Origin of the sequence: Mycobacterium sp. 852002-51152_SCH6134967 (assembly GCF_001667105.1) — a bacterium.
Taxonomy (GTDB): domain Bacteria; phylum Actinomycetota; class Actinomycetes; order Mycobacteriales; family Mycobacteriaceae; genus Mycobacterium; species Mycobacterium neumannii_A.
In genome coordinates, this window is record NZ_LZIK01000063.1 from 80,848 (window position 1) to 99,121 (window position 18,274).

Here is an 18,274-nt window from a genome sequence, read left to right on the forward strand (position 1 = left end):
GATTCCGTCATAAAGCGTAGTCTCGCGTAGCTCTACCGCGCTTGCCAGTCGGGCTTGCGCTTCTCCAGGAATGCGCGCGGGCCCTCGATCGCGTCTTTGGTCAGGGCCACCTTCATCCGATAATTCTCGGCGAGCAGCTCCGCTTCGTATATCGGCAGCGTCAGCCCCTTGCGCACCGCCATCCGCGAACCACGCACCGCGAGAGGCGCATTGGAATTCACGATCTCGGCGACCTCCCACGCCCGGTCCATGAGCGTCTCGTGGGCCACCACCTCGGTGAACACGCCGAGGTCGTAGGCGCGCTGGGCGTCGAGCTGCTCGTGCCTGCCCATCAGGATCAACCGCATCGCCACGGGGAGCGGCAGGATCCGGGCCAGCCGGACCCCTTCACGCCCGGACGTGACACCGATGCTGACATGCGGGTCCATCAACGTCGCGCGTTCAGACGCAATCGTGATGTCGGCCGTTGTGACGAGGTCCATGCCCGCACCACACGCAATGCCGTTGACAGCACAGATGATCGGCTTGGTCATCTGCAGCCACGGGGGTGTGGCCTCCTGCGGCGCATCCCATTGGCGCATGGAGCTGAGGATGGGCTCGCCTTGGTTGTCGATCCCCGCCGCGTTCTCCATGTCGTGATCGGCCGCCTTGTTGACGTCGGCTCCGACGCACAGTGCACGGCCGGCGCCGGTGATGATGACGGTCCAGATGTCCTGCGACCGTTCGATTTCGGCGTACACCTCGGCGAGTTCGGCGATCATCTCGTCGTTGATCGCGTTGAGCACCTCGGGCCGGTTCAGCGTCACACACGCGGTGTGACCGGAGACCTCGAACGTGACTGTGTCGTAATTGCTCATCTCACTCCGCAGCTGCCGTGTCGCGGGCGGTCGGCCGGACCCCCAGGACTTCTTCGAACCGGTCGCAGTAACGCGGCCACACCTCCGGGTTGAGTAACCGCGGCGGTATGGCGCCCGCGAAAATCGTCTGCCACTGGCTGGCGGTGGCGACCGCGATGTCGCGAGCCGCCTCGACGGTGATGCCCGCGACATGTGGTGTCGCGACGACGTTGTCGAGCCTCAGCAGCGGGTTGTCGTGTCTCGGCGGCTCCTCGTGGAACACGTCGAGGCCCGCGCCGGCGATACTCCCGCTCACCAGGGCGTCGTAGAGCGCCTCTTCGTCGTGCACCGGACCACGCGCGGTGGTGATGAAGTACGCGGTCGGTTTCATCGCGGCGAATTGCGCAGGCCCGAAAAGCCCCCGCGTCTCGGCGGTCAGCGGGCATGTGACCTGAACGAAGTCCGATCGCTCGACCAACTCGGAAAGCCCGACCCGGACCGCGCCCTTGCCGCGGGCGGTCGCGTCGTCGACGTAGGGATCGAAGACCAGGACCTCCATCCCGAACGGAGCGCACAACTCGACGAGTCGTCCACCGATGGCGCCCAATCCGACGACTCCGACCGTCTTTCCGAACAGCTGAGTGCCCCGCAACACCAATCGATCTCCGAGGGGACCGCTGCGCAGCGCCCGGTCGGCGGCGGTGATCTTCTTGGCCAGATCGAGCATGAGTCCGAGCGCATGTTCGGCGACGGCTTCGGCGCCGGGACCGGAGTTGTTGCACACCGCCACCCCCGCGCGGGTACACGCCGCGACGTCGATCACGTCATAACCCGCCCCCGCCGAACAGACGGCAAGCAACTGTGGGCAACGATCCACCAGCGCCGGCCCCGCCAGCCACTGCACGCCATCCTCGATCGAGGCGACGTCAGTTCGGGTGGCGACCTGATATCCGTGCGCCGATTCCAATGCTGCCCAACCCCGTTCGACGGAAGCTCGGAGGTCGAGCTTGACGAGCTCGATGTCGGCCCCCGCCAGTATGTCTCCTGCAACCTGATCGGTCCATCTCTCGTAGACCAGTCGCGGACGGGTTGTCATCGCTTGATTTTGGGCTTCGCTTGAGCCGCCTTGAACATGTCGGCCAGTGCGGGGTCGACGTTCTTGTAGTCATTGCGTGCGATCGCGCCGTCGCGTCCGGCAACGGGGTCATAACCCAGGCGCAGATCCTTGTTCTCCATGTGGAAGTACTCCCGCCCGAGGGGGAGGCGGCGATCCTCCCGCGGAACTTCCATCCACGCCCGCAGGAAACAGCGTGCCTTCTTCGGGTCGGTGCTGCTGACGAAGTCCGAGCGCGAGTGGCACATTGCGAAGTTGTTGGCCACGGCGGCTTCACCGGACTCCAACCGGAACTCGACCTGCTGTTCGACCAGGACGGTGCGCAAAAACTCGATGGCGTCGTTCTGTTCGGCGGTGAACTCGCGGCCAAGGGTGTGCATGGCAGGCAGGATGCTGCTGTAGGTGAAGTTGATGCAGATACGACCGTCGATCTGGGAGAAGACCGGAACGTCGTATGGGGTCACATCCGGTTGATCGTCGGGTTGCTCGCTGCGCCGATGGTGCGGAAACCCCTGGTACAGCACGGGGAGCAGGTCGGGCCGTTCGTTGAGAATCCGGTTGTGCGCGGCGGGGCCGCTGGCGAACTGGCTCTCGCCACCTTCTGCGGCCGGGTACACGCAGAGCAGCGAAAGGATGTCCGCCGCATCGTTGTGCATCGCGAGCTCGGCCCTCGACTTGGTGCCGCGTGCCGGTTGTACGCCGTTGGGCAGCACCTCTTCCTGCACGCGCACCATGCGGTGACCGAAGGAGTTGTTCGACACCAGGTAGCCGAGGTGGGTACAGAATGCCCAGTAGATGCGTTCCAGGTCCTCGATCGAATGCTGTTCGACGGGGAAACCGCGCACACACGCCAGGCCCCTGCCGAACATCAACTCCCGGTACAGCCGCGCGAGATCCTCGTCGAGATCCGGATGTCGGGCGTCCTCCGGCGTGATGTCGTCGCGATCCTTTCGGGCGGTCTTGGCCAGTATGGATTCCAGCGCGGCCACATTGCTCGACGACAGGTCGAAGGCGAAGTCCTCCTTGCTGCTGAAGTCGGCACCGGTCCATGCCATGGGGTCGGTGACTTGCTCGGTGTAGATCGCGGTGGGCATCCGTCCTCCTGTTGTCGTGACGAGGCTCTCGGCTATCGGCTCGCCGCGCGCCTCTCGAGCTCACGCAAGGCATGCGCACGGGCAGTGGCGGCTTCGGACATCATCCCGACGTCGGTTCCCGCCGAAATGAATCGCAGTCCCAGCCCTGCAAAGCGTTTCAGCAGGTCAACGGACTTGATCCCGGCCACTCCCAGCGCCACACCGTGTGCACGACAGGCCGCTGCGACAGAGTCTACTGCACGGTGGAAATGCTCATTCTCATATTGCCCGTGGATCCCCATCTCGGCCGTCAGATCGCTGGGCCCAAGCAGCACCATGTCAACCCCCTCGACGGCCGCGATCTCCTCAGATACCGCCACCGCGTCGGGCGTTTCGATCATCACGGCCACCACGGTATGGCGTTCGAGTTCGCCCGTGAGTTCGGCGGTTGGACGGGGTGCGTATCCGCTCACCGCGTTGGGCCCGGAGATGGACCGATGGCCGAAGGGCGGGAAGCGGGCGGCGTCGATGACCGCCTGTGCCTCGTGTGCCGAGTTGACGTGCGGCACAATCACTCCGACTGCGCCAGCGTCGAGTACGCGCGCGATCATGGTGGGGTCGTGCGACGGTACCCGCACGAGACCGGATATGCCGGAACCGAGCGCGGCCACACAGAGCATCCCCGCCGTTTCGAGCGAGCACGAGGTGTGCTCGAGGTCGACATACACAGCGTCGTATCCGCAGGCCGCCGCGATTGCCGGGACGTCGGGCGTGCGGGCGTTCAGCAAAGCGAGGCACAACACCAGGCGATCGCCCTTCAAGGCATCCCGCAGCGGTCCCGGCACCCACCCACGGTAACCGAGCGAGAACGATGATTCCACTACAGCGTTAATGACATTATCGCCTGTGGTAACCATTACTCATGTCCCAGAACCGGGTCGCGGTGGTCGGCGCCGCGCTGTCCGATTGCGGGCGGGTGCCCGACAAAACGGCGATGGCGCTGATGGCGCAGGCCGCGCGGCGGGCCGTCGCAGACGCCGGCCTCACCAAGGACGACATCGACGGCTTCGGCGGCCACGGGACACTGTTGCCACCCGTCGAGGTGAGCGAGTACCTGGGGCTGCGGCCGACGTGGGTCGACGCCACCAACGTCGGTGGATCATCGTGGGAGGTCATTGGACGGCACGCCGCCGCGGCCATCGCGGCGGGCGAGATCGACGTGGCCCTGTTGACCTACGGTTCGACCGCACGCTCCGATGTCAAGCGCCGCGTGCGGGCATCGGCCGCGGCGTTGAGCACCGGCGGTGCGATGCAGTTCGAAGCACCCTACGGCGCCACGCTGATTGCCAAGTACGCCATGGCGGCCAGGCGCCACATGATCGAGTACGGGACAACCGAGGAACAGCTGGCCGAGGTTGCCGTCGCCGCGCATGAATGGGCTGCCATGAACGAGAACGCCTTTGAGCGCGATCGGATCACCGCAGAGGATGTCGCCGCGGCGCCGATCCTCGCCGATCCGTTCACGTCCAAGCATGTGTGTCTACGAACCGACGGAGGCGGGGCGGTCGTGCTCGCCAGCGAGCGGGTGGCGAAGGACTGCGCGAAGGAACCGATCTGGATCCTCGGCGCGGCCGATGCCGCATCGCACGTGAGCATGAGTGAATGGCCCGACTTCACGACATCGGCCGCCGCAGAATCGGGTCCGCGTGCGTTCGCGCAAGCGGGTGTCACCCCGGACGACATCGACGTCTGTCAGCTCTACGACTCGTTCACCTCGACCGTCCTGCTGACGGTCGAGGATCTCGGGTTCTGCGCCAAGGGTGAGGGTGGTCCGTTCATCGGCTCCGGCGCGCTCCGTCCGGGCGGTGCGCTGCCCACCAACACCGACGGCGGCGGGCTGGCGTCGTGTCATCCCGGGATGCGCGGAATGTTCCTGATGGTCGAGGCGGTTCGGCAACTGCGGGGCGAATGCGGCGAACGACAGGTCGAGGGTGCGCGCCTGGCGTGCGTGCACGCGATGGGTGGCTTCTTCACCCACAGCGCGACGATGATCTTCGGGAGGCAGTGATGCAGTCGCCCAGCGGTCCGAACCACCCGACCATCGACAGCGACAGCGAAAGTTGGTGGGCGGCGGTCCAGGATCGCACGCTGATGATCAACGAATGCGGCTCCTGCGGCCGGAATTCGTTGTACGCCCGCCCCTTCTGCCCTTACTGCTGGAGTGAGGACGTGCACCTTGCGCCGGCGTCCGGACGGTCGCGCCTCTACACCTGGAGCGTCATCTACCAGAACGCCGCACCGTTCGACGCCGTGCCCTACGTCGTCGCGATGGTCGACCTCGAGGAGGGTCCCCGCCTCATGACTCAGATCGTCGACTGCCCCGTCGATCAACTCTGCGCCGGAATGGAGCTCGAGATCGCGTTCCGCGAGGACGACGACGGATTCGTCGTACCGGTTTTTCGGCCGTAATCTTCCGCGAAATTGCATTCCAGCAGGAAAAGTTCGAGAGAGCGCCTGCTGGAATGCCATTTCGCGAAACGGGTGCTACGCAAGGCGGGCGGCGAGTACCCGCGGCCGACCCTTCGAACGCGCCTCGAGCGTGTTGCGCTGCACCTTGCCGTTGGCGTTGAGCGGCAGGGGCTCATCCCAGAACACCAGCTCCTCGGGCAGCTTGTACTTCGGCATTCCCTCCCCAACGAGAGCGTCCACCACGTTCATGAGTGACATCTCGACGCCGTCGTCGAGCACCAGCGCCACCGCCAGCCGTTCGCCGGTGGTCGCGTCGGCAACCGAGTAAGCGGCGCACTCCCGCACACCGGCAATCCGCGCTACCGCCTCCTCGACCTCCGCCGCGGGGATCTTCATGCCGTTGCGGATCACGATGTCCTTGATCCGCCCCACGACGCGCACGCGGTTTTCGTTGACCTCGGCGACGTCACCGGTCCGGAACCACTCCCCGTCGAACGCGTTGATGTCGTCCTCGGTGTCCGTGTAACCAAGAAATGCATGCGGACCCTTGATGCAGCACTCGCCCGCGTCCGCTGCCGACCCCACGCGGACGTCGACGTCCTGCAGCGCCACACCATCATCCGCGTGACGCACCGCCCTGCTCTCGGTGCGCAGCCCCGACGTGCAGATCGGCACCTCCGACGATCCGTACGCCCGCATCACGACGATGCCGAAAACATCCTCGACCCGTTCGACGATGCGCCTGTCGAGCATGGTGCCACCGAGATAAACCGCACGCAGCGGCACGACGCTCCCCCTGGCGACCGCTTCGTCGAGCAGGCGGTCGAGCAACCGATCCGGACCGCCGTACCACGTTGCGCCGGAGGACAACAGAAGATCACACGTCGCGGCGGGCTCCCAGCGATCCTCCAGCACCACCGGCACGGCGAGCATGGGTCCGATGAACAGCGCCTGCAGCACACCGGTCACCGAGGCGAGCGGGCTGATGAGGAAGATGCGGTCGTCCTCACCGAGTCCGGCGGCGGCAATGTAGTTGGCAGATGCCTTGGCAAGCGTGCTCAGCGAATGGATGACGCCCTTGGGCCGAGACGTCGTGCCGGAGGTGTAGAGAACAAAAGACGGCTCGTCGGCGGGCCGCATGGGCCCCTCGCTCACCGACATGTCCGAGGTGCGGAAGATGTCGATCCAGGCGCACGCCTCACGCAAGGGTCCGTCGACGACGGGAGACCAGTTCGGGGCCAGGCCGAACCGGGCCCCGGTGCGGGCCACGATGTCGGCGACCTGTGTCGCGCCCGCACTGCGCGGCACGAGCAGTACCACCGCGTCGATACGGATGGCGGCGTGTACGGCGACGACCGATCCGATGTCGTTGCCGACCACGACCACGACGGGTGTCGCCAGGCGGACACCGGCGTCGCGAAGCGCACGGACTGCCTGATCGACCTGTCCATCCAGTGCTGCGTAGGTGATTTCGGCACCGCGATCGATCAGCGCCGGCCGGGCCGGACACCGCTGGGCGGCCGACCGCACGACATCGAGCGGCCGGTCCGACCAGATGCCGGCGGCACGGTAGCGGGCCCTGAGACCGCTTGCTCGTTCCCGCGCGTGTCGCAGCAGCTCGGTGGCCGCGGTCATGGTGTCCTCCGATGCAAATACAGATTCTCGTCTACGTAAATGTAACCTCTCAGGCATGTCACCTTTGACCTTCGAAGATCAGGTTGCCGTTGTCACCGGTGCGGGCGGAGGGCTCGGGCGCTGTCACGCACTCGAACTCGCTCGTCGCGGTGCCCGCGTCGTGGTCAACGATCTCGGCACCGCCGTCGACGGCGAAGGCGCCTCGATTTCGGCGGCGCAGGCGGTGGTCGACGAGATCACCGCCGGGGGCGGCACCGCGATCGCCAACGGCGACTCCGTCGCGACGGAGGAGGGTGGTGCGGCGATCGTCGCAGCGGCGATGGACGCCTTCGGACGACTCGACATCCTCGTCAACAACGCGGGCATTCTCCGCGATGCAGCGTTCAAGAACATGACCGCCGAGCAGGTGGACGCGGTGATCTCGGTCCACCTGGCCGGCGCCTTCAACGTGACGCGCGCCGCATGGCCCGTCATGCGCGAGCAGAATTACGGGCGGATTGTTCAAACCACCTCTGGCACAGGCCTGTTCGGGAACTTCGGGCAGGCCAATTACGGTGCCGCCAAGATGGGGCTGGTCGGGATGATGCACGTGTTGGCGATCGAGGGTGCGCGAAACGGCATCGCCATCAACGCCATCGCGCCGATAGCTCGAACTCGGATGACCGAGGACATCATGGGCGAGGCCGGCAAGGCGATGGACCCGGAGCTGGTGACACCCGTGGTGGTCTATCTGTCGCACCGAGACTGCGATCGTACCGCTCATATCTACTCCGTGGGCGCCGGCAAGGTGTCGCGGGTGTTCATCGGTGTCACCAAAGGTATCGAGAATCGATCACTCACAGCTGAATTGGTGGCAGAGATGATCGACGAGATCGACGACAGCACGACCTTTACCATTCGCGGGGGCCCTGCGACCGGTTGATCGTCAACGGCCCTGAAAGTTCGGCGGGCGGCGCTCTGCGAACGACCGCAGGCCCTCCTGCAGGTCGGCCGTCCACGACACCACCTCCTGCGCCCAGGCCTCCTGCTCAAAGGCCCGGTCCCGCCCCGATTCCGACGACACCGACAGCAGGCGCTTGGTCAGCGCCAGCATGACGGTGGGGCCCGCGGCCAGGCGGCGAGCCAGTTCCTCGGCGACCGTATCGGTCTCCTCGGGTGCCACGACGCGGTTGACCAAGGTGAGTCGCTCGCAGGTCGCGGCGTCGACGGGTTCTCCGAGCATCAGGAGTTCGGTGGCCTTGCGCAGTCCGACGATCCTGGTCAGCAGATGTATCGCGCCCGCGTCCGGCAGGATTCCGCGATGCACGAATGCCTCCACCAGGCGCGCCTCGGTGGACATGACGACCAGATCGCAGGCGAGCATCAGGCTCGCGCCCGCACCCGCCGCCACACCCTTGACCGCGGCGACCACCGGCTTGTCACAATCGAGCACCGCGGAGATCAGTCGCTGATAACCCTTCTGCAGCATCAGAGCGACGTCTCCGGGCTTCTTCTCCTCGGTGGGTCGCGCCGATTGCGGGCCCAAACCCGCACCCGAGCAGAAGTGCCGATCCCCCGTCGCTCGCAACAACACGCTTCGCACCGAAGGATCGTCATCGGCCTTCTCGAATGCTTCCGTGAGAGCTTCACGTGCCAACGGGGACAACGAGTTCGCAGCATCCGCGCGGTCGATGGTGATCCGGCAGACACCATCGGATCCAACCGCGCTCTCGATGCCCGACTGCTCTGGAGTCAACTCGATCACCCCTGCGTTAACGACGTTTCCGTTTTTCGGGTATCTTAATTTCCGCCGACGTTCCCCACTGACGTTATGTGCCGAACTGAGGAGGCGATGCGTGACCCAGTCCTCGGCAACGGGCCAAATCACGGAGGAGGGTTTGGCCAAGTTGCGCGCCCGCATCGGCGTCGCCGTCCCGCACACTCAACCCCCGCATTACCGTCGGCCCAACGAGGACACGTTCCGGATCGTGGCGGAAAGCTACGGCGACGCGAACCCGCTGTGGTCAGATCCCGAATACGCGACGAAGTCGGTCTGGGGTGAACCGATCGCGCCGCCCGCGCTGATCGGCGGCGACACCTTGATCGGCGAGGACGAGGTCTCCGAACTCACCGAGGAGGACCGGCAGCTGACCGCCGGTGACCCGTTGCGCGGCGTTCACGCGTTCTATGGCGGATCGTCGCGCGAGTGGTGGGCGCCGCTGCGCGCGAACCGCCGGGTCTTCCGGCGCAACGCCCTTGTCGCCGCGCTGGACAAGAGCAGTGAGTTCGCCGCCCGGGCTGTGCACGAATGGTCGGCGCAGGTGTTCTGCGACGAGGACGGCGTCATCCTCGGCGGCCAGTACCGGAACATGATCCGCACCGAGCGCAGCAAGGCAAGGGGACGCAAGAAGTACGAGTCTGTCGACCTCGGAACGTGGAGCTCCGACGAGATCGCCGAGATCGGCGCGCGGTACGCCCGTGAGGCACCCCGAGGTGCCGAGCCGCGTTGGTGGGAGGACGTCGCGGAGGGAGACCAGATCGGCCCGCTCACCAAGGGTCCGCTCACCGTCACCGACATGGTGTGCTGGCACGTCGGAATGGGCATGGGCATGTACGGCGTGCGGCCCCTGAGGCTGGCCTGGCAGAACAGGCAACGTATTCCGCGCTTCTACACACTCAACGAGCACGGTGTCCCCGACGTACAGCAGCGGGTGCACTGGGACCCGAGCGCCGCGCGCGACGCGGGCAACCCGACGACATTCGACTACGGCCGCATGCGCGAGACGTGGCTCATCCATTTGTGCACTGACTGGATGGGTGACGATGCGTGGCTGTGGAAACTGGACTGTGAATTCCGGTTGTTCAACTACGTTGGCGATCTGCACACCATCACCGGCACCGTCACCCGCAAATACCTGGCCGACGGGGCCCGTCCGGCGGTCGACCTGGACCTCGCGGCGACCAATCACCGCGGCCAAATCACCACGCCCGGACACGCCACGATCCTCTTGCCCAGCAGGCAGCGGGGCCCCGTCCGCCTGCCGGAACCGCCCGGCGGGGCGACCGACCTCGCCCGTCTGCTGGCGGTCATCTCCGACCGGTTCGCCGAACATTGAGCCAGCCGTGACCTATCCGAGCGTTCCCGGACTCCGAGCCGAACAACAGGGCCCGGTTCTGCGGCTGACCCTGGACCGGGCCGAACGCCGCAACGCGGTCAACGACACCATGCTAGACGCGATGATCGGGCACCTGGCCCGGTCTGGCACCGACGAGTCGGTTCGCGTCATCCGCGTCGACGCCGAAGGTCCGGACTTCTGCGCCGGCGCCGATCTGGTGGCCAACAACGCCAAGTCGGAACGCAAACCGCGCGTGGGGAGCACGCAGCGGCGACTGCCCAACAAGGCCAACAGGCTCATACCCTTGCTGCTCGAGACTCAGGTGCCCGTCGTCTCTGTGGTTCGCGGCTGGGCGGCCGGCCTGGGTTTCCACCTCGCCTTGGCGTCGGATTTCTGCCTGGCAGCCTCGGACGCGGTGTTCTGGGAACCGTTCATGGCGCGCGGCTTCACGCCCGACAGCGGTGCGGCCTGGTTGCTGCCACGACTCGTCGGGATGGTTCGCACGCGCCAACTGTTGATGCTGGGCGAGGAACTGTCCGGGACCACCGCGGCGCAGTGGGGCATCATCCATGGCGCCTGCCCCGAGGCTGAACTCGAGGGTGCGGCAACGGATCTCGTCAGCCGGCTCGCCGCCGCACCCACGGTGGCCCTCGGCCTCACCAAGTGGCTGCTGCACAGCGGCAACGGTCTTGATCTCGATCGCCATCTTCAGAACGAGGCGATGGCACTCGAATTATCCAGTCGCAGCGAAGACTTCAAGGAGGGCCTGGCCGCCTTCCAGGACAAGCGGCCCGCGGAATTCAAGGGTCGTTGAGCCGAACATGACAGCACTACCGATCACCGCCGACACCACCACCGAAGACGCCGTCGAGGTGGTGCGGCGGTGGGTCGAGGCAGAGGTGCCGGCCGACTGGCGTGCGGCGGCAACCGAGGGCCCCGCCGCGCTGAGAGCGGCGCGAAGTCCGGCCGATTATCGGCGGTGGTATCTGACCTTTGCCCGAACCGGCTTGGTGGCGCCGACCTGGGCACCCGAACACGGTGGCCTCGGTATCGGCAACGATGTGGCTCGCGCCATCGAGAGCGTGCTCGCGCCGCTGCGGCTGACCCGGCTCAATCCGTTGGGCCTCAACAACACCGCGGCGGCCCTGTTCAGCCACGGCACCGAAGAGCAACGACGCCGCTTCCTACCGCCCATCGTCCGAAACGAAGAGAAGTGGTGTCAGCTCTTCAGCGAGCCCGGCGCGGGTTCAGACCTCGCGTCGCTGGCGACCCGGGCGGTGCGCGACGGTGACCAATGGGTGATCTCCGGACAGAAGGTGTGGACGACCTGGGCGGATGAGGCGGACTTTGCGATTCTGCTCGCCCGCACCGATCCCGATCAGCCGAAGCACAAGGGCATCACATACTTCCTGCTCGACATGCACCAACCCGGCGTCGAGGTGCGGCCGCTGCGCCAGATAACCGGTGACGCCGAATTCAATGAGGTCTTCATCGACGGCGCGCGGGTGCCGGACGCCCACCGCGTCGGAGAGGTCAACGACGGGTGGCGGGTCAGCGCGTCGACCTTGTCGAGTGAACGCCAGATGGTTTCGGGCTCCGGATCCGGCGGTATGGGCAGGCTCGGTGGGTCCAGTGCGGAACGACTGATCACACTGGCCAAGGAAACCGGCCGATGGGACGACCCGGTTATTCGCGACAAGGTCATGCGGCTCTGGGCTCAGGAACAGATCCGCGGATGGACCAATGCCCGTGTGCGCGCGGCACTCTCGGCCGGCCAATCCCCCGGTGCTGCTTCCTCGATCGGCAAGGTCCACCAGGCCACGCTCAACCAGCAGATCCAGGATCTCATGGTCGACCTCCTGGGCACCGCCGCAGTGGCGTGGCCCGCCACCGACGATCCGGACGCGATGCCCCGCGAGGTGCAGGGCATGATGCGCAGCCTCGCCAACGGCACCGAGGGCGGTACGACCGACATCAACAAGAATATCCTCGGCGAGCGCGTACTCGGGTTACCCAAGGAGCCGGATCCGTGGAAAGGGAAACCCTGGAAGGAGATTCCGCGCTCTTGACCGAATACGAGCGGTTGATCGTCGACAAGTCGGATCATATCGGGTGGCTTGTGCTGAATCGGCCCGAGGCAGGCAATGCATTCGACGCGTTGATGCTGGATGAACTCGAGGCCGCGTGGGCACAGCTGGATGCCGACCCCGACGTGCACGTGATCGTCAACGTCGCGAACGGCAAGGCGTTCTGTACCGGAATGGATGTGGTCCAGGTCGCCCGCGACAAACAGGCCATGCGGCGTCATTCACGCCGCACGCGCGACGCCGAGCTGAAGATCTCCTCGTGGCACTGTGGTGTGTGGAAGCCGGTTATCTCCGCGGTGAACGGGGTGTGCGCGGGAGGTGGTCTGCATCTGGTCGCCGACGCGGACATCGTCATCGCTGCGGAGGCGGCGACATTCGTCGACCCGCATGTCTCGGTCGGGCAGGCGGTCGCGTACGAGGCCATCACCCTGCTGCGCAAGTCGCCGATGGAGGCGATCACCCGGATGACGTTGAGCGGCAAAGGCGAGCGGATCTCGGCCCAACGCGCATATGAGTTGGGTATCGTCTCGCAGGTCGTGGCGGCCGATGAGCTGCGGGCGGCGGCCGGGCAGCTCGCGGCCGCGATCGCGACCAACTCGCCCACCGCGATGAGGGCGACCAAGAAGGCGTTGTGGCATTCCCTGGAAGTCGGACTGTCGGAGGCCAAAGCGGCGGCCACAGAGACGATCTGGCGACTGCGGAACCACCCCGACCATGCCGAGGGAGTACGGGCGTGGCGGGAAAAGCGCCCGGCCGACTGGCGACCCCTCGCACCGGTGGAGGCTTCGTGAGCTATCAGAGGTTGATCGTCGAACGTCGCGGCCCCGTCGGCTGGATCATCAACAACCGGCCCGACCGCCTCAACGCGTACGACGCGCTGATGCGCAAGGAATTTCCCGCTGCCTGGGCCGAGTTGGACGCCGACCCCGAGGTGCGGGTGATCGTGCACACCGGCAACGGCAGGGCCTTTCAGGTCGGCGCCGACGTCGACGATCTCGATGGCGAGGGGATCAAGCAGTACCAGGAGACCATGCAGACGCTGGACCTGAAGCTGACGGGCTGGCATTGCAATGTCGGCAAGCCCGTCATCACCGCGGTCAACGGGGTGTGCGCCGGGGGCGGACTGCACTGGGTCGCCGACGCCGACATCGTCATCGCGGCATCGGATGCCACGTTCGTCGACCCGCACGTATCCATCGGTCAGGTCAGCGCCCTGGAGACGATCGCGCTGATGCGCAAGATGCCCGCCGAGGCGGTCTTACGGATGGCACTGGTCGGCAGCCACGAACGACTCACCGCCCAGCGCGCATATGAACTCGGCATGATCAGCCAGATCGTCGATCCCCCCGACATGCTTCGCGATATCGCACAAGAGCTCGCCGAGAAGATCGCGAGAAACTCACCCGCCGCGATGCGGGCCACCAAACGCGCACTCTGGGGAGCGCTCGAGCACGGCCTGACCGATGCTTGCCGTGAGGGGGCCAAGCACCTGACGTCGATGTGGGGCCATCCCGACCAGGACGAAGGTCCGAAAGCGTTCGCCGACAAGCGAACACCAGCGTGGCTTCCTCTGGAGTCGGATTCGTGAGTCTCGCTGACCTGCTGGACGATCTGCCGAAGGTCGCGGTACACACTCTGGCCGTCGACGTGTCCCGGGCAGACCTGATCGCGAGTGCAGACCGCCTCGCCGCGGTTCTCACCGAAACCGGGCTGATGACCGGTCAGGTGGTCGCGGCGATGCTGCCCAACGACGCCACCACGGTCGCGGCGCTGTTCGGTGTCTGGCGTTCCGGTGGTGTCTACACACCGCTCAACCCCAGGGCCGCCGACGCCGAGGTGGCCGCTCAGCTCAAGAGCCTCGAGCCGGTCGCGGTGATCACGACACCCGCACTGGCCCATCGCTTCTCGGACTTCGCGTTGCCGGTCGTCACCGGGTCGAGCTTGGCGTGGTCGCTCACGCCGCACTCCAACTCGGCAGACGAGGCTCGGCGGTACGACGCCGATGTGGCGCTTCTGCAGTTCACCTCGGGGACGACAGGTCCGCCGAAGCCGGTGCCGCTGCGTCACTCCACCGTCCTGGACCTGATCGACCGGCTACTGGAGAAACTTCGCGGGTCGAAGCGCGCCCCCCGGAACACGGCACCGATGCCCAACCTGGTGCCGCTCTCACTATCGTTGTGGGCCGGTATCTACCAGGTGCTGTTCGCCTTTCGCGCCGGTTCCGGTGTCGTGTTGATGGACAAGTTCTCGGCCGAGGACTTCGCAGCGCTCGTGAAGCGCCACCAACTGCGGTCCACGGTCTTACCACCCGCCGCCTTGACGATGGTGCTCCACGACGATTCGGTCACCGACTTGTCGCCCCTGAAGATCGTCCGGTCCATCACCGCTCCGCTGTCGCCCGTTCACGCGGCCCGGTTTCGCGACAAGTTCGGTGTGCTCGTACTGAACTCCTACGGCCAAACGGAACTCGGCGGCGAGGTCGTCGGATGGTCGGCCGCCGACGCACGCGAGTGGGGGGAGACGAAACTCGGTTCCGTCGGACGCCCGCTCCCGGGCATCGACGTCACGATCACCGACGACGAGGTCATGGTCCGCACACCGACGACGGCTGCTCGCAAGATCGACCCCGCGTTCCTCGACAGGCTCACCGACGACGGGTGGTTTCACACCGGCGACCTCGGTCGGTTCGACGACGACGGATTCCTGTGGCTCGACGGGCGCGTCTCGGACATGATCAACCGCGGCGGGCTCAAGGTGTTCCCCGGCACCGTCGAAGAAGTGCTTCTGGCCGCCGACCGCGTGCACGAGGCAGCTGTGGTGGGGGTCCCCGACGAACGACTCGGCGAGGTTCCGTGGGCTTTCGTCGTGCGCGCCGACGACAGCGTCAACGAGGATGAACTGATCACGTGGTGTCGCGACCGCCTGACCCCGTACCGGGTACCCGTCCGGGTGGTGTTCGTCGAGCGCCTGCCGCGCAACGACGTCGGCAAGGTCGTCAAGCGCGAACTTCTGAGTCTCGCCGACGCGTAATCCGAAGCCGACACGGCCGACCGGGGCTCCGGTGACCCCGGCTGGAAACAGATCTTCTCGATTGTGAGAACGGTGCTACTCTCGTTCAGCATTGTGCTTTTCGCGGACGAAGGAGCCGTCGATGTGGCAGGAACTTGTCCGACTGACCGTGACCTGGGTGACGTGACCTCGTCCACAGTGGTGGTCGGCCACACCGGTGAGCTAACACGGACCCTCGCAACAGAACTCGACGCCGTCACCGTGGCGCCGGGAGGCGAGCTACCGGCGGATATCACGCGCGTGGTCATCGTCGTCGATCCCTGCCCGCGGCCGGTCGACGTAGCAGCTCTGAGCGGTGATGATTGGCATCGCCTCGTCGACGTATCGATGTGGCGCACGCTCACCGCGCTGCAACAGGCACGGGCGGGCTTTTCGGTCGGCGGGCGAATCGTCGTCGTCGTTCCGACGATTGGGATGGCGGGTGCCCTGGGGCTCGTCGCGTATACGACTGCGGTCGAGGGCATCCGCGCGATGGTGAAATCAGCTGCTCGACAATGGTCTTCGCAGGGCGTCGGCGCCAACCTCGTCGCCACGCCGCTGTCCCTGTTCTCCGACGATGCGGCCGCGGCCGGCCATCTGACCGTCCCGGCGGTCGCGGACGAGTCGACCCTGATGCACACCGTCGCCGAGTCGGTGAAGTTCCTGCTGCGGCCCGATCTCGACCATCTCGCCGGGGAGACGATCGTCGCCGACGGTGGTTCGGTGATGCTGCCGTGACCCTCACCGGCTTGACCGCCATGGTCACCGGCGCCGGCGGTGGGGTCGGCCGCGGCATCGCGATGGCACTGGCCTTCGAGGGAGCCCACGTCGTTGTCGCTGCCAGGTCCGAAACCGGGCAGGCGGTCGTCGACGAGATCGCCGCACGAGGTCATCGCGCGACGTGGGCGCGCTGCGACGTGACCGACTCTGACTCGGTCGCTCAGGCCGTCGACCTCGCCGTGACGACGACCGGACGACTCGACGCTGTGGTGCACAACGCGACGAGCAATCGCAGCAGCCAACCGCACCAATTGATCGACGTCGACCGCGCGCTATGGACCGACCACTCCTCGGTGTCGCTGAGCGGTGCCCACCACTGCGCGGCCGCCGCCTTCGACGCGCTCAAGGAGCGCCGCGGCACATTCATTGTCATGACCTCGCCCGCCGGCATCGAAGGCAGCGCGACTCTGCCGCTCTACGCCACGATGAAGGGCGCGCTGCGCGGCTTCGCCAAGAGCCTGGCGCGGGAGTGGGCACCCTACGGCATCACGGTCAACATCGTTTCGCCCCTGTCTTATTCGCCCGCCATGACCGCCGCAATCGAAGCCGAGCCGGCCATGGAAGGGCGGCTCGCGCGCCGAATCCCGCTGGGGCGGATCGGTGACGCGCAACGAGATATCGGTCCTGCCGTCGCCTTTTTGGTCGGCCCTCAAGCGCGCTACGTCACCGGTCAGACACTCGGCGTCGACGGCGGCCACTACACGAATCTGTAAGGCCGGTGCTATAAACGGGCGACTTGCGGTGAAACCATGCCACGCGCATTATCGCGTTGGCGTGTCGGTCGGTCTCCACTCGAGTTCGCGAGTCGCTTTGGAGTGGCCTGCTGGGGCCATGATGTGGAGCAGGCGAACTCCGTTGACGTTCATTGCAGATCTCATCGCGGTAGTCGACTGGCGAGGTCGCACGGCGAGGGGGTAGGTGCACGCACCGCTATGCCGAATCGTGGGGGTGCGGCCCCCGTACGCTTAGTCTCTCGCGTGTTCGAGTGTTTGGGTGGCAATGCCAGTGACGACTGCTTCGAGAAGCCTCTCGATGTGCTTCGCGTCGCTTTTGGACCTATCGCCGGAGGCATACCGCGTGAACAATCCCGCGATGACTGTGATGACCGCGTCTCCCTGAGCGTTGCGTACATCATCATCAACCGGACCGAGATTGACTGCCGTGATGGCGTCGTGCGTCATCGCCACAATCCGGGACACGAACAATTCGAATGTTTCGGCTAGGGCGGGATCCCTCGCCCCAGCCAGAAGCAGTTCTTGACGCGCAATGTTGAGCAGCAGCCCGTCGCCTCTGGACTGCATGACGATCAGTTCCGCCAATCGACCGAAGGGAGAGTCAGTCTTGGTCGCCGCATCAGTGACCGAACGCAGATTCTCGCAGTCTATGGCCGCGACTCGTTCGCCCACGCCGCGCAATAGTGCAGCCCTGGTTCGGTAGTAGTAAGACGTCGTGCCGTCCGCAACGTTAGCGGCGCGATCCACCTGCTGGTGGGTGAGCCCGCGCGAACCCTGCTCGGCGAGTACGCGGATACCCGCATCGCAGAGTTCGCGTCTTCGCTCGTCGCCGTCGCGTTTTCGTGGTGTGGCAATGCGCACGAGTGTATCGGTCAACGCAGGACCATCCCCCGTCGACGTTGATGACCTGTCCGTTGATCCAGGCCCCCTCGTCAGACAGCAGGAAGGCGACAAGGGCCGCGATGTCGGTGGGTCGGCCGACCCGCGGACCCCGGATTCGCTTGAGCGCCGATTTCTCGAGGTCGGGCCACTGCGGCACAGCACGAATCGCCTCTGTCGCGGTGAAGCCCGGGGCCACGGCGTTGCATCGCACCCCCGTCTTCCCCCAGCGCGTCGCCACGTGCCGCGTAAGCGCGCCAACGCCCGCCTTCGAGGCGGCGTACGCCGGCCAGACCTTGCAGGCTCACGACCGCTCCTTCGAATCGAGGCTTTTCCTTGCACAACTCTACCTCTATAGTCATAGAGGTATAGCTCTAGGGACGTAGAGGGGATCAGATAGTGGGCACCCATCGCGAAAGGCCCGGCGCCGACGGGGCTCCAAGCGAGCGGGTGACGTGCGCCGCTCAGAGGCGTGACCCGATTTCGGTGATGCGCAGTCCGTACGAGCCGGACGGTGACGAACT

General features: G+C 66.0%; 18 protein-coding genes and 1 pseudogene. 11 read left to right on the forward strand and 8 right to left on the reverse strand.

Annotation, left to right across the window (positions count from 1 at the left end):
• Nucleotides 1–32: 32 nt before the first annotated feature.
• The 4 genes from A5790_RS19330 to A5790_RS19345 are packed head-to-tail and all read right to left on the reverse strand — an operon-like array spanning nucleotide 33 to nucleotide 3,940.
• Nucleotides 33–857, reverse strand: coding sequence for an enoyl-CoA hydratase/isomerase family protein (locus A5790_RS19330; RefSeq protein WP_066847812.1), 825 nt, complete (start codon nucleotides 855–857; stop codon nucleotides 33–35).
• A 1-nt stretch (nucleotide 858) separates the two neighbouring features.
• The gene (locus A5790_RS19335) at nucleotides 859–1,932 is read right to left on the reverse strand and encodes a hydroxyacid dehydrogenase (protein WP_066847815.1); all 1,074 of its coding nucleotides are present in this window, start codon (nucleotides 1,930–1,932) and stop codon (nucleotides 859–861) included.
• Nucleotides 1,929–3,044 carry a TauD/TfdA family dioxygenase gene (locus tag A5790_RS19340; RefSeq protein ID WP_066847818.1) on the reverse strand — a complete coding sequence of 372 codons (1,116 nt, stop codon included), beginning with the start codon at nucleotides 3,042–3,044 and terminating at the stop codon, nucleotides 1,929–1,931. Before A5790_RS19340 ends, A5790_RS19335 begins: the two co-directional genes overlap by 4 nt.
• A gap of 32 nt (nucleotides 3,045–3,076) precedes the next feature.
• A complete protein-coding gene (locus tag A5790_RS19345) occupies nucleotides 3,077–3,940 on the reverse strand; it encodes an HpcH/HpaI aldolase/citrate lyase family protein (protein WP_197696837.1) in 864 nt (287 codons plus the stop codon).
• A gap of 5 nt (nucleotides 3,941–3,945) precedes the next feature.
• Here A5790_RS19345 and A5790_RS19350 point away from each other — a divergent pair, with 5 nt between their 5' ends.
• Both A5790_RS19350 and A5790_RS19355 read left to right on the forward strand, forming a co-directional pair.
• On the forward strand, nucleotides 3,946–5,091 hold the full coding sequence (locus A5790_RS19350; protein ID WP_066847825.1) for an acetyl-CoA acetyltransferase: 1,146 nt from the start codon (nucleotides 3,946–3,948) through the stop codon (nucleotides 5,089–5,091).
• Nucleotides 5,091–5,492, forward strand: a complete 402-nt coding sequence (locus A5790_RS19355) for a Zn-ribbon domain-containing OB-fold protein (protein ID WP_066847828.1) — start codon at nucleotides 5,091–5,093, stop codon at nucleotides 5,490–5,492. The genes A5790_RS19350 and A5790_RS19355 overlap by 1 nt, the downstream gene beginning before the upstream one ends.
• A 75-nt stretch (nucleotides 5,493–5,567) precedes the next feature.
• Here A5790_RS19355 and A5790_RS19360 read toward each other — a convergent pair whose 3' ends face one another.
• Nucleotides 5,568–7,127 carry a class I adenylate-forming enzyme family protein gene (locus tag A5790_RS19360; RefSeq protein ID WP_066847831.1) on the reverse strand — a complete coding sequence of 520 codons (1,560 nt, stop codon included), beginning with the start codon at nucleotides 7,125–7,127 and terminating at the stop codon, nucleotides 5,568–5,570.
• A gap of 55 nt (nucleotides 7,128–7,182) precedes the next feature.
• Here A5790_RS19360 and A5790_RS19365 point away from each other — a divergent pair, with 55 nt between their 5' ends.
• Nucleotides 7,183–8,049, forward strand: coding sequence for an SDR family NAD(P)-dependent oxidoreductase (locus A5790_RS19365; protein WP_066847834.1), 867 nt, complete (start codon nucleotides 7,183–7,185; stop codon nucleotides 8,047–8,049).
• Nucleotides 8,050–8,052: 3 nt separating this feature from the next.
• Here the strand turns inward: A5790_RS19365 and A5790_RS19370 are convergent, their stop codons facing one another.
• Nucleotides 8,053–8,871, reverse strand: coding sequence for an enoyl-CoA hydratase/isomerase family protein (locus tag A5790_RS19370; protein ID WP_066847837.1), 819 nt, complete (start codon nucleotides 8,869–8,871; stop codon nucleotides 8,053–8,055).
• Between the two features lie 91 nt (nucleotides 8,872–8,962).
• Here A5790_RS19370 and A5790_RS19375 point away from each other — a divergent pair, with 91 nt between their 5' ends.
• The 8 genes from A5790_RS19375 (at nucleotide 8,963) to A5790_RS19410 (ending at nucleotide 16,850) form a co-directional block, all read left to right on the forward strand.
• Nucleotides 8,963–10,222, forward strand: a complete 1,260-nt coding sequence (locus A5790_RS19375) for a hypothetical protein (protein ID WP_066847840.1) — start codon at nucleotides 8,963–8,965, stop codon at nucleotides 10,220–10,222.
• 7 nt (nucleotides 10,223–10,229) lie between these two features.
• On the forward strand, nucleotides 10,230–11,036 hold the full coding sequence (locus A5790_RS19380; protein ID WP_066847841.1) for an enoyl-CoA hydratase/isomerase family protein: 807 nt from the start codon (nucleotides 10,230–10,232) through the stop codon (nucleotides 11,034–11,036).
• 7 nt (nucleotides 11,037–11,043) lie between these two features.
• Nucleotides 11,044–12,291 (forward strand): acyl-CoA dehydrogenase family protein, encoded by a 1,248-nt coding sequence (locus tag A5790_RS19385; RefSeq protein ID WP_066847843.1) that lies wholly within the window; start codon nucleotides 11,044–11,046, stop codon nucleotides 12,289–12,291.
• Entirely contained in the window at nucleotides 12,288–13,100 is an 813-nt protein-coding gene (locus A5790_RS19390) for an enoyl-CoA hydratase/isomerase family protein (protein WP_066847845.1), read from the forward strand. The genes A5790_RS19385 and A5790_RS19390 overlap by 4 nt, the downstream gene beginning before the upstream one ends.
• Nucleotides 13,097–13,897, forward strand: a complete 801-nt coding sequence (locus A5790_RS19395; RefSeq protein WP_066847848.1) for an enoyl-CoA hydratase/isomerase family protein — start codon at nucleotides 13,097–13,099, stop codon at nucleotides 13,895–13,897. Before A5790_RS19390 ends, A5790_RS19395 begins: the two co-directional genes overlap by 4 nt.
• Nucleotides 13,894–15,339, forward strand: coding sequence for a class I adenylate-forming enzyme family protein (locus A5790_RS19400; protein ID WP_066847851.1), 1,446 nt, complete (start codon nucleotides 13,894–13,896; stop codon nucleotides 15,337–15,339). The genes A5790_RS19395 and A5790_RS19400 overlap by 4 nt, the downstream gene beginning before the upstream one ends.
• A gap of 162 nt (nucleotides 15,340–15,501) precedes the next feature.
• On the forward strand, nucleotides 15,502–16,095 hold the full coding sequence (locus A5790_RS19405; protein WP_066848336.1) for an SDR family oxidoreductase: 594 nt from the start codon (nucleotides 15,502–15,504) through the stop codon (nucleotides 16,093–16,095).
• Entirely contained in the window at nucleotides 16,092–16,850 is a 759-nt protein-coding gene (locus tag A5790_RS19410; protein ID WP_066847854.1) for an SDR family NAD(P)-dependent oxidoreductase, read from the forward strand. The genes A5790_RS19405 and A5790_RS19410 overlap by 4 nt, the downstream gene beginning before the upstream one ends.
• 252 nt (nucleotides 16,851–17,102) lie before the next feature.
• Here the strand turns inward: A5790_RS19410 and A5790_RS19415 are convergent, their stop codons facing one another.
• Nucleotides 17,103–17,747 carry a TetR/AcrR family transcriptional regulator gene (locus tag A5790_RS19415; protein ID WP_231987845.1) on the reverse strand — a complete coding sequence of 215 codons (645 nt, stop codon included), beginning with the start codon at nucleotides 17,745–17,747 and terminating at the stop codon, nucleotides 17,103–17,105.
• A 10-nt stretch (nucleotides 17,748–17,757) separates the two neighbouring features.
• Nucleotides 17,758–18,039, reverse strand: a pseudogene (locus A5790_RS25555) (SDR family NAD(P)-dependent oxidoreductase); the annotation flags it as partial.
• Nucleotides 18,040–18,274 lie beyond the last annotated feature (235 nt).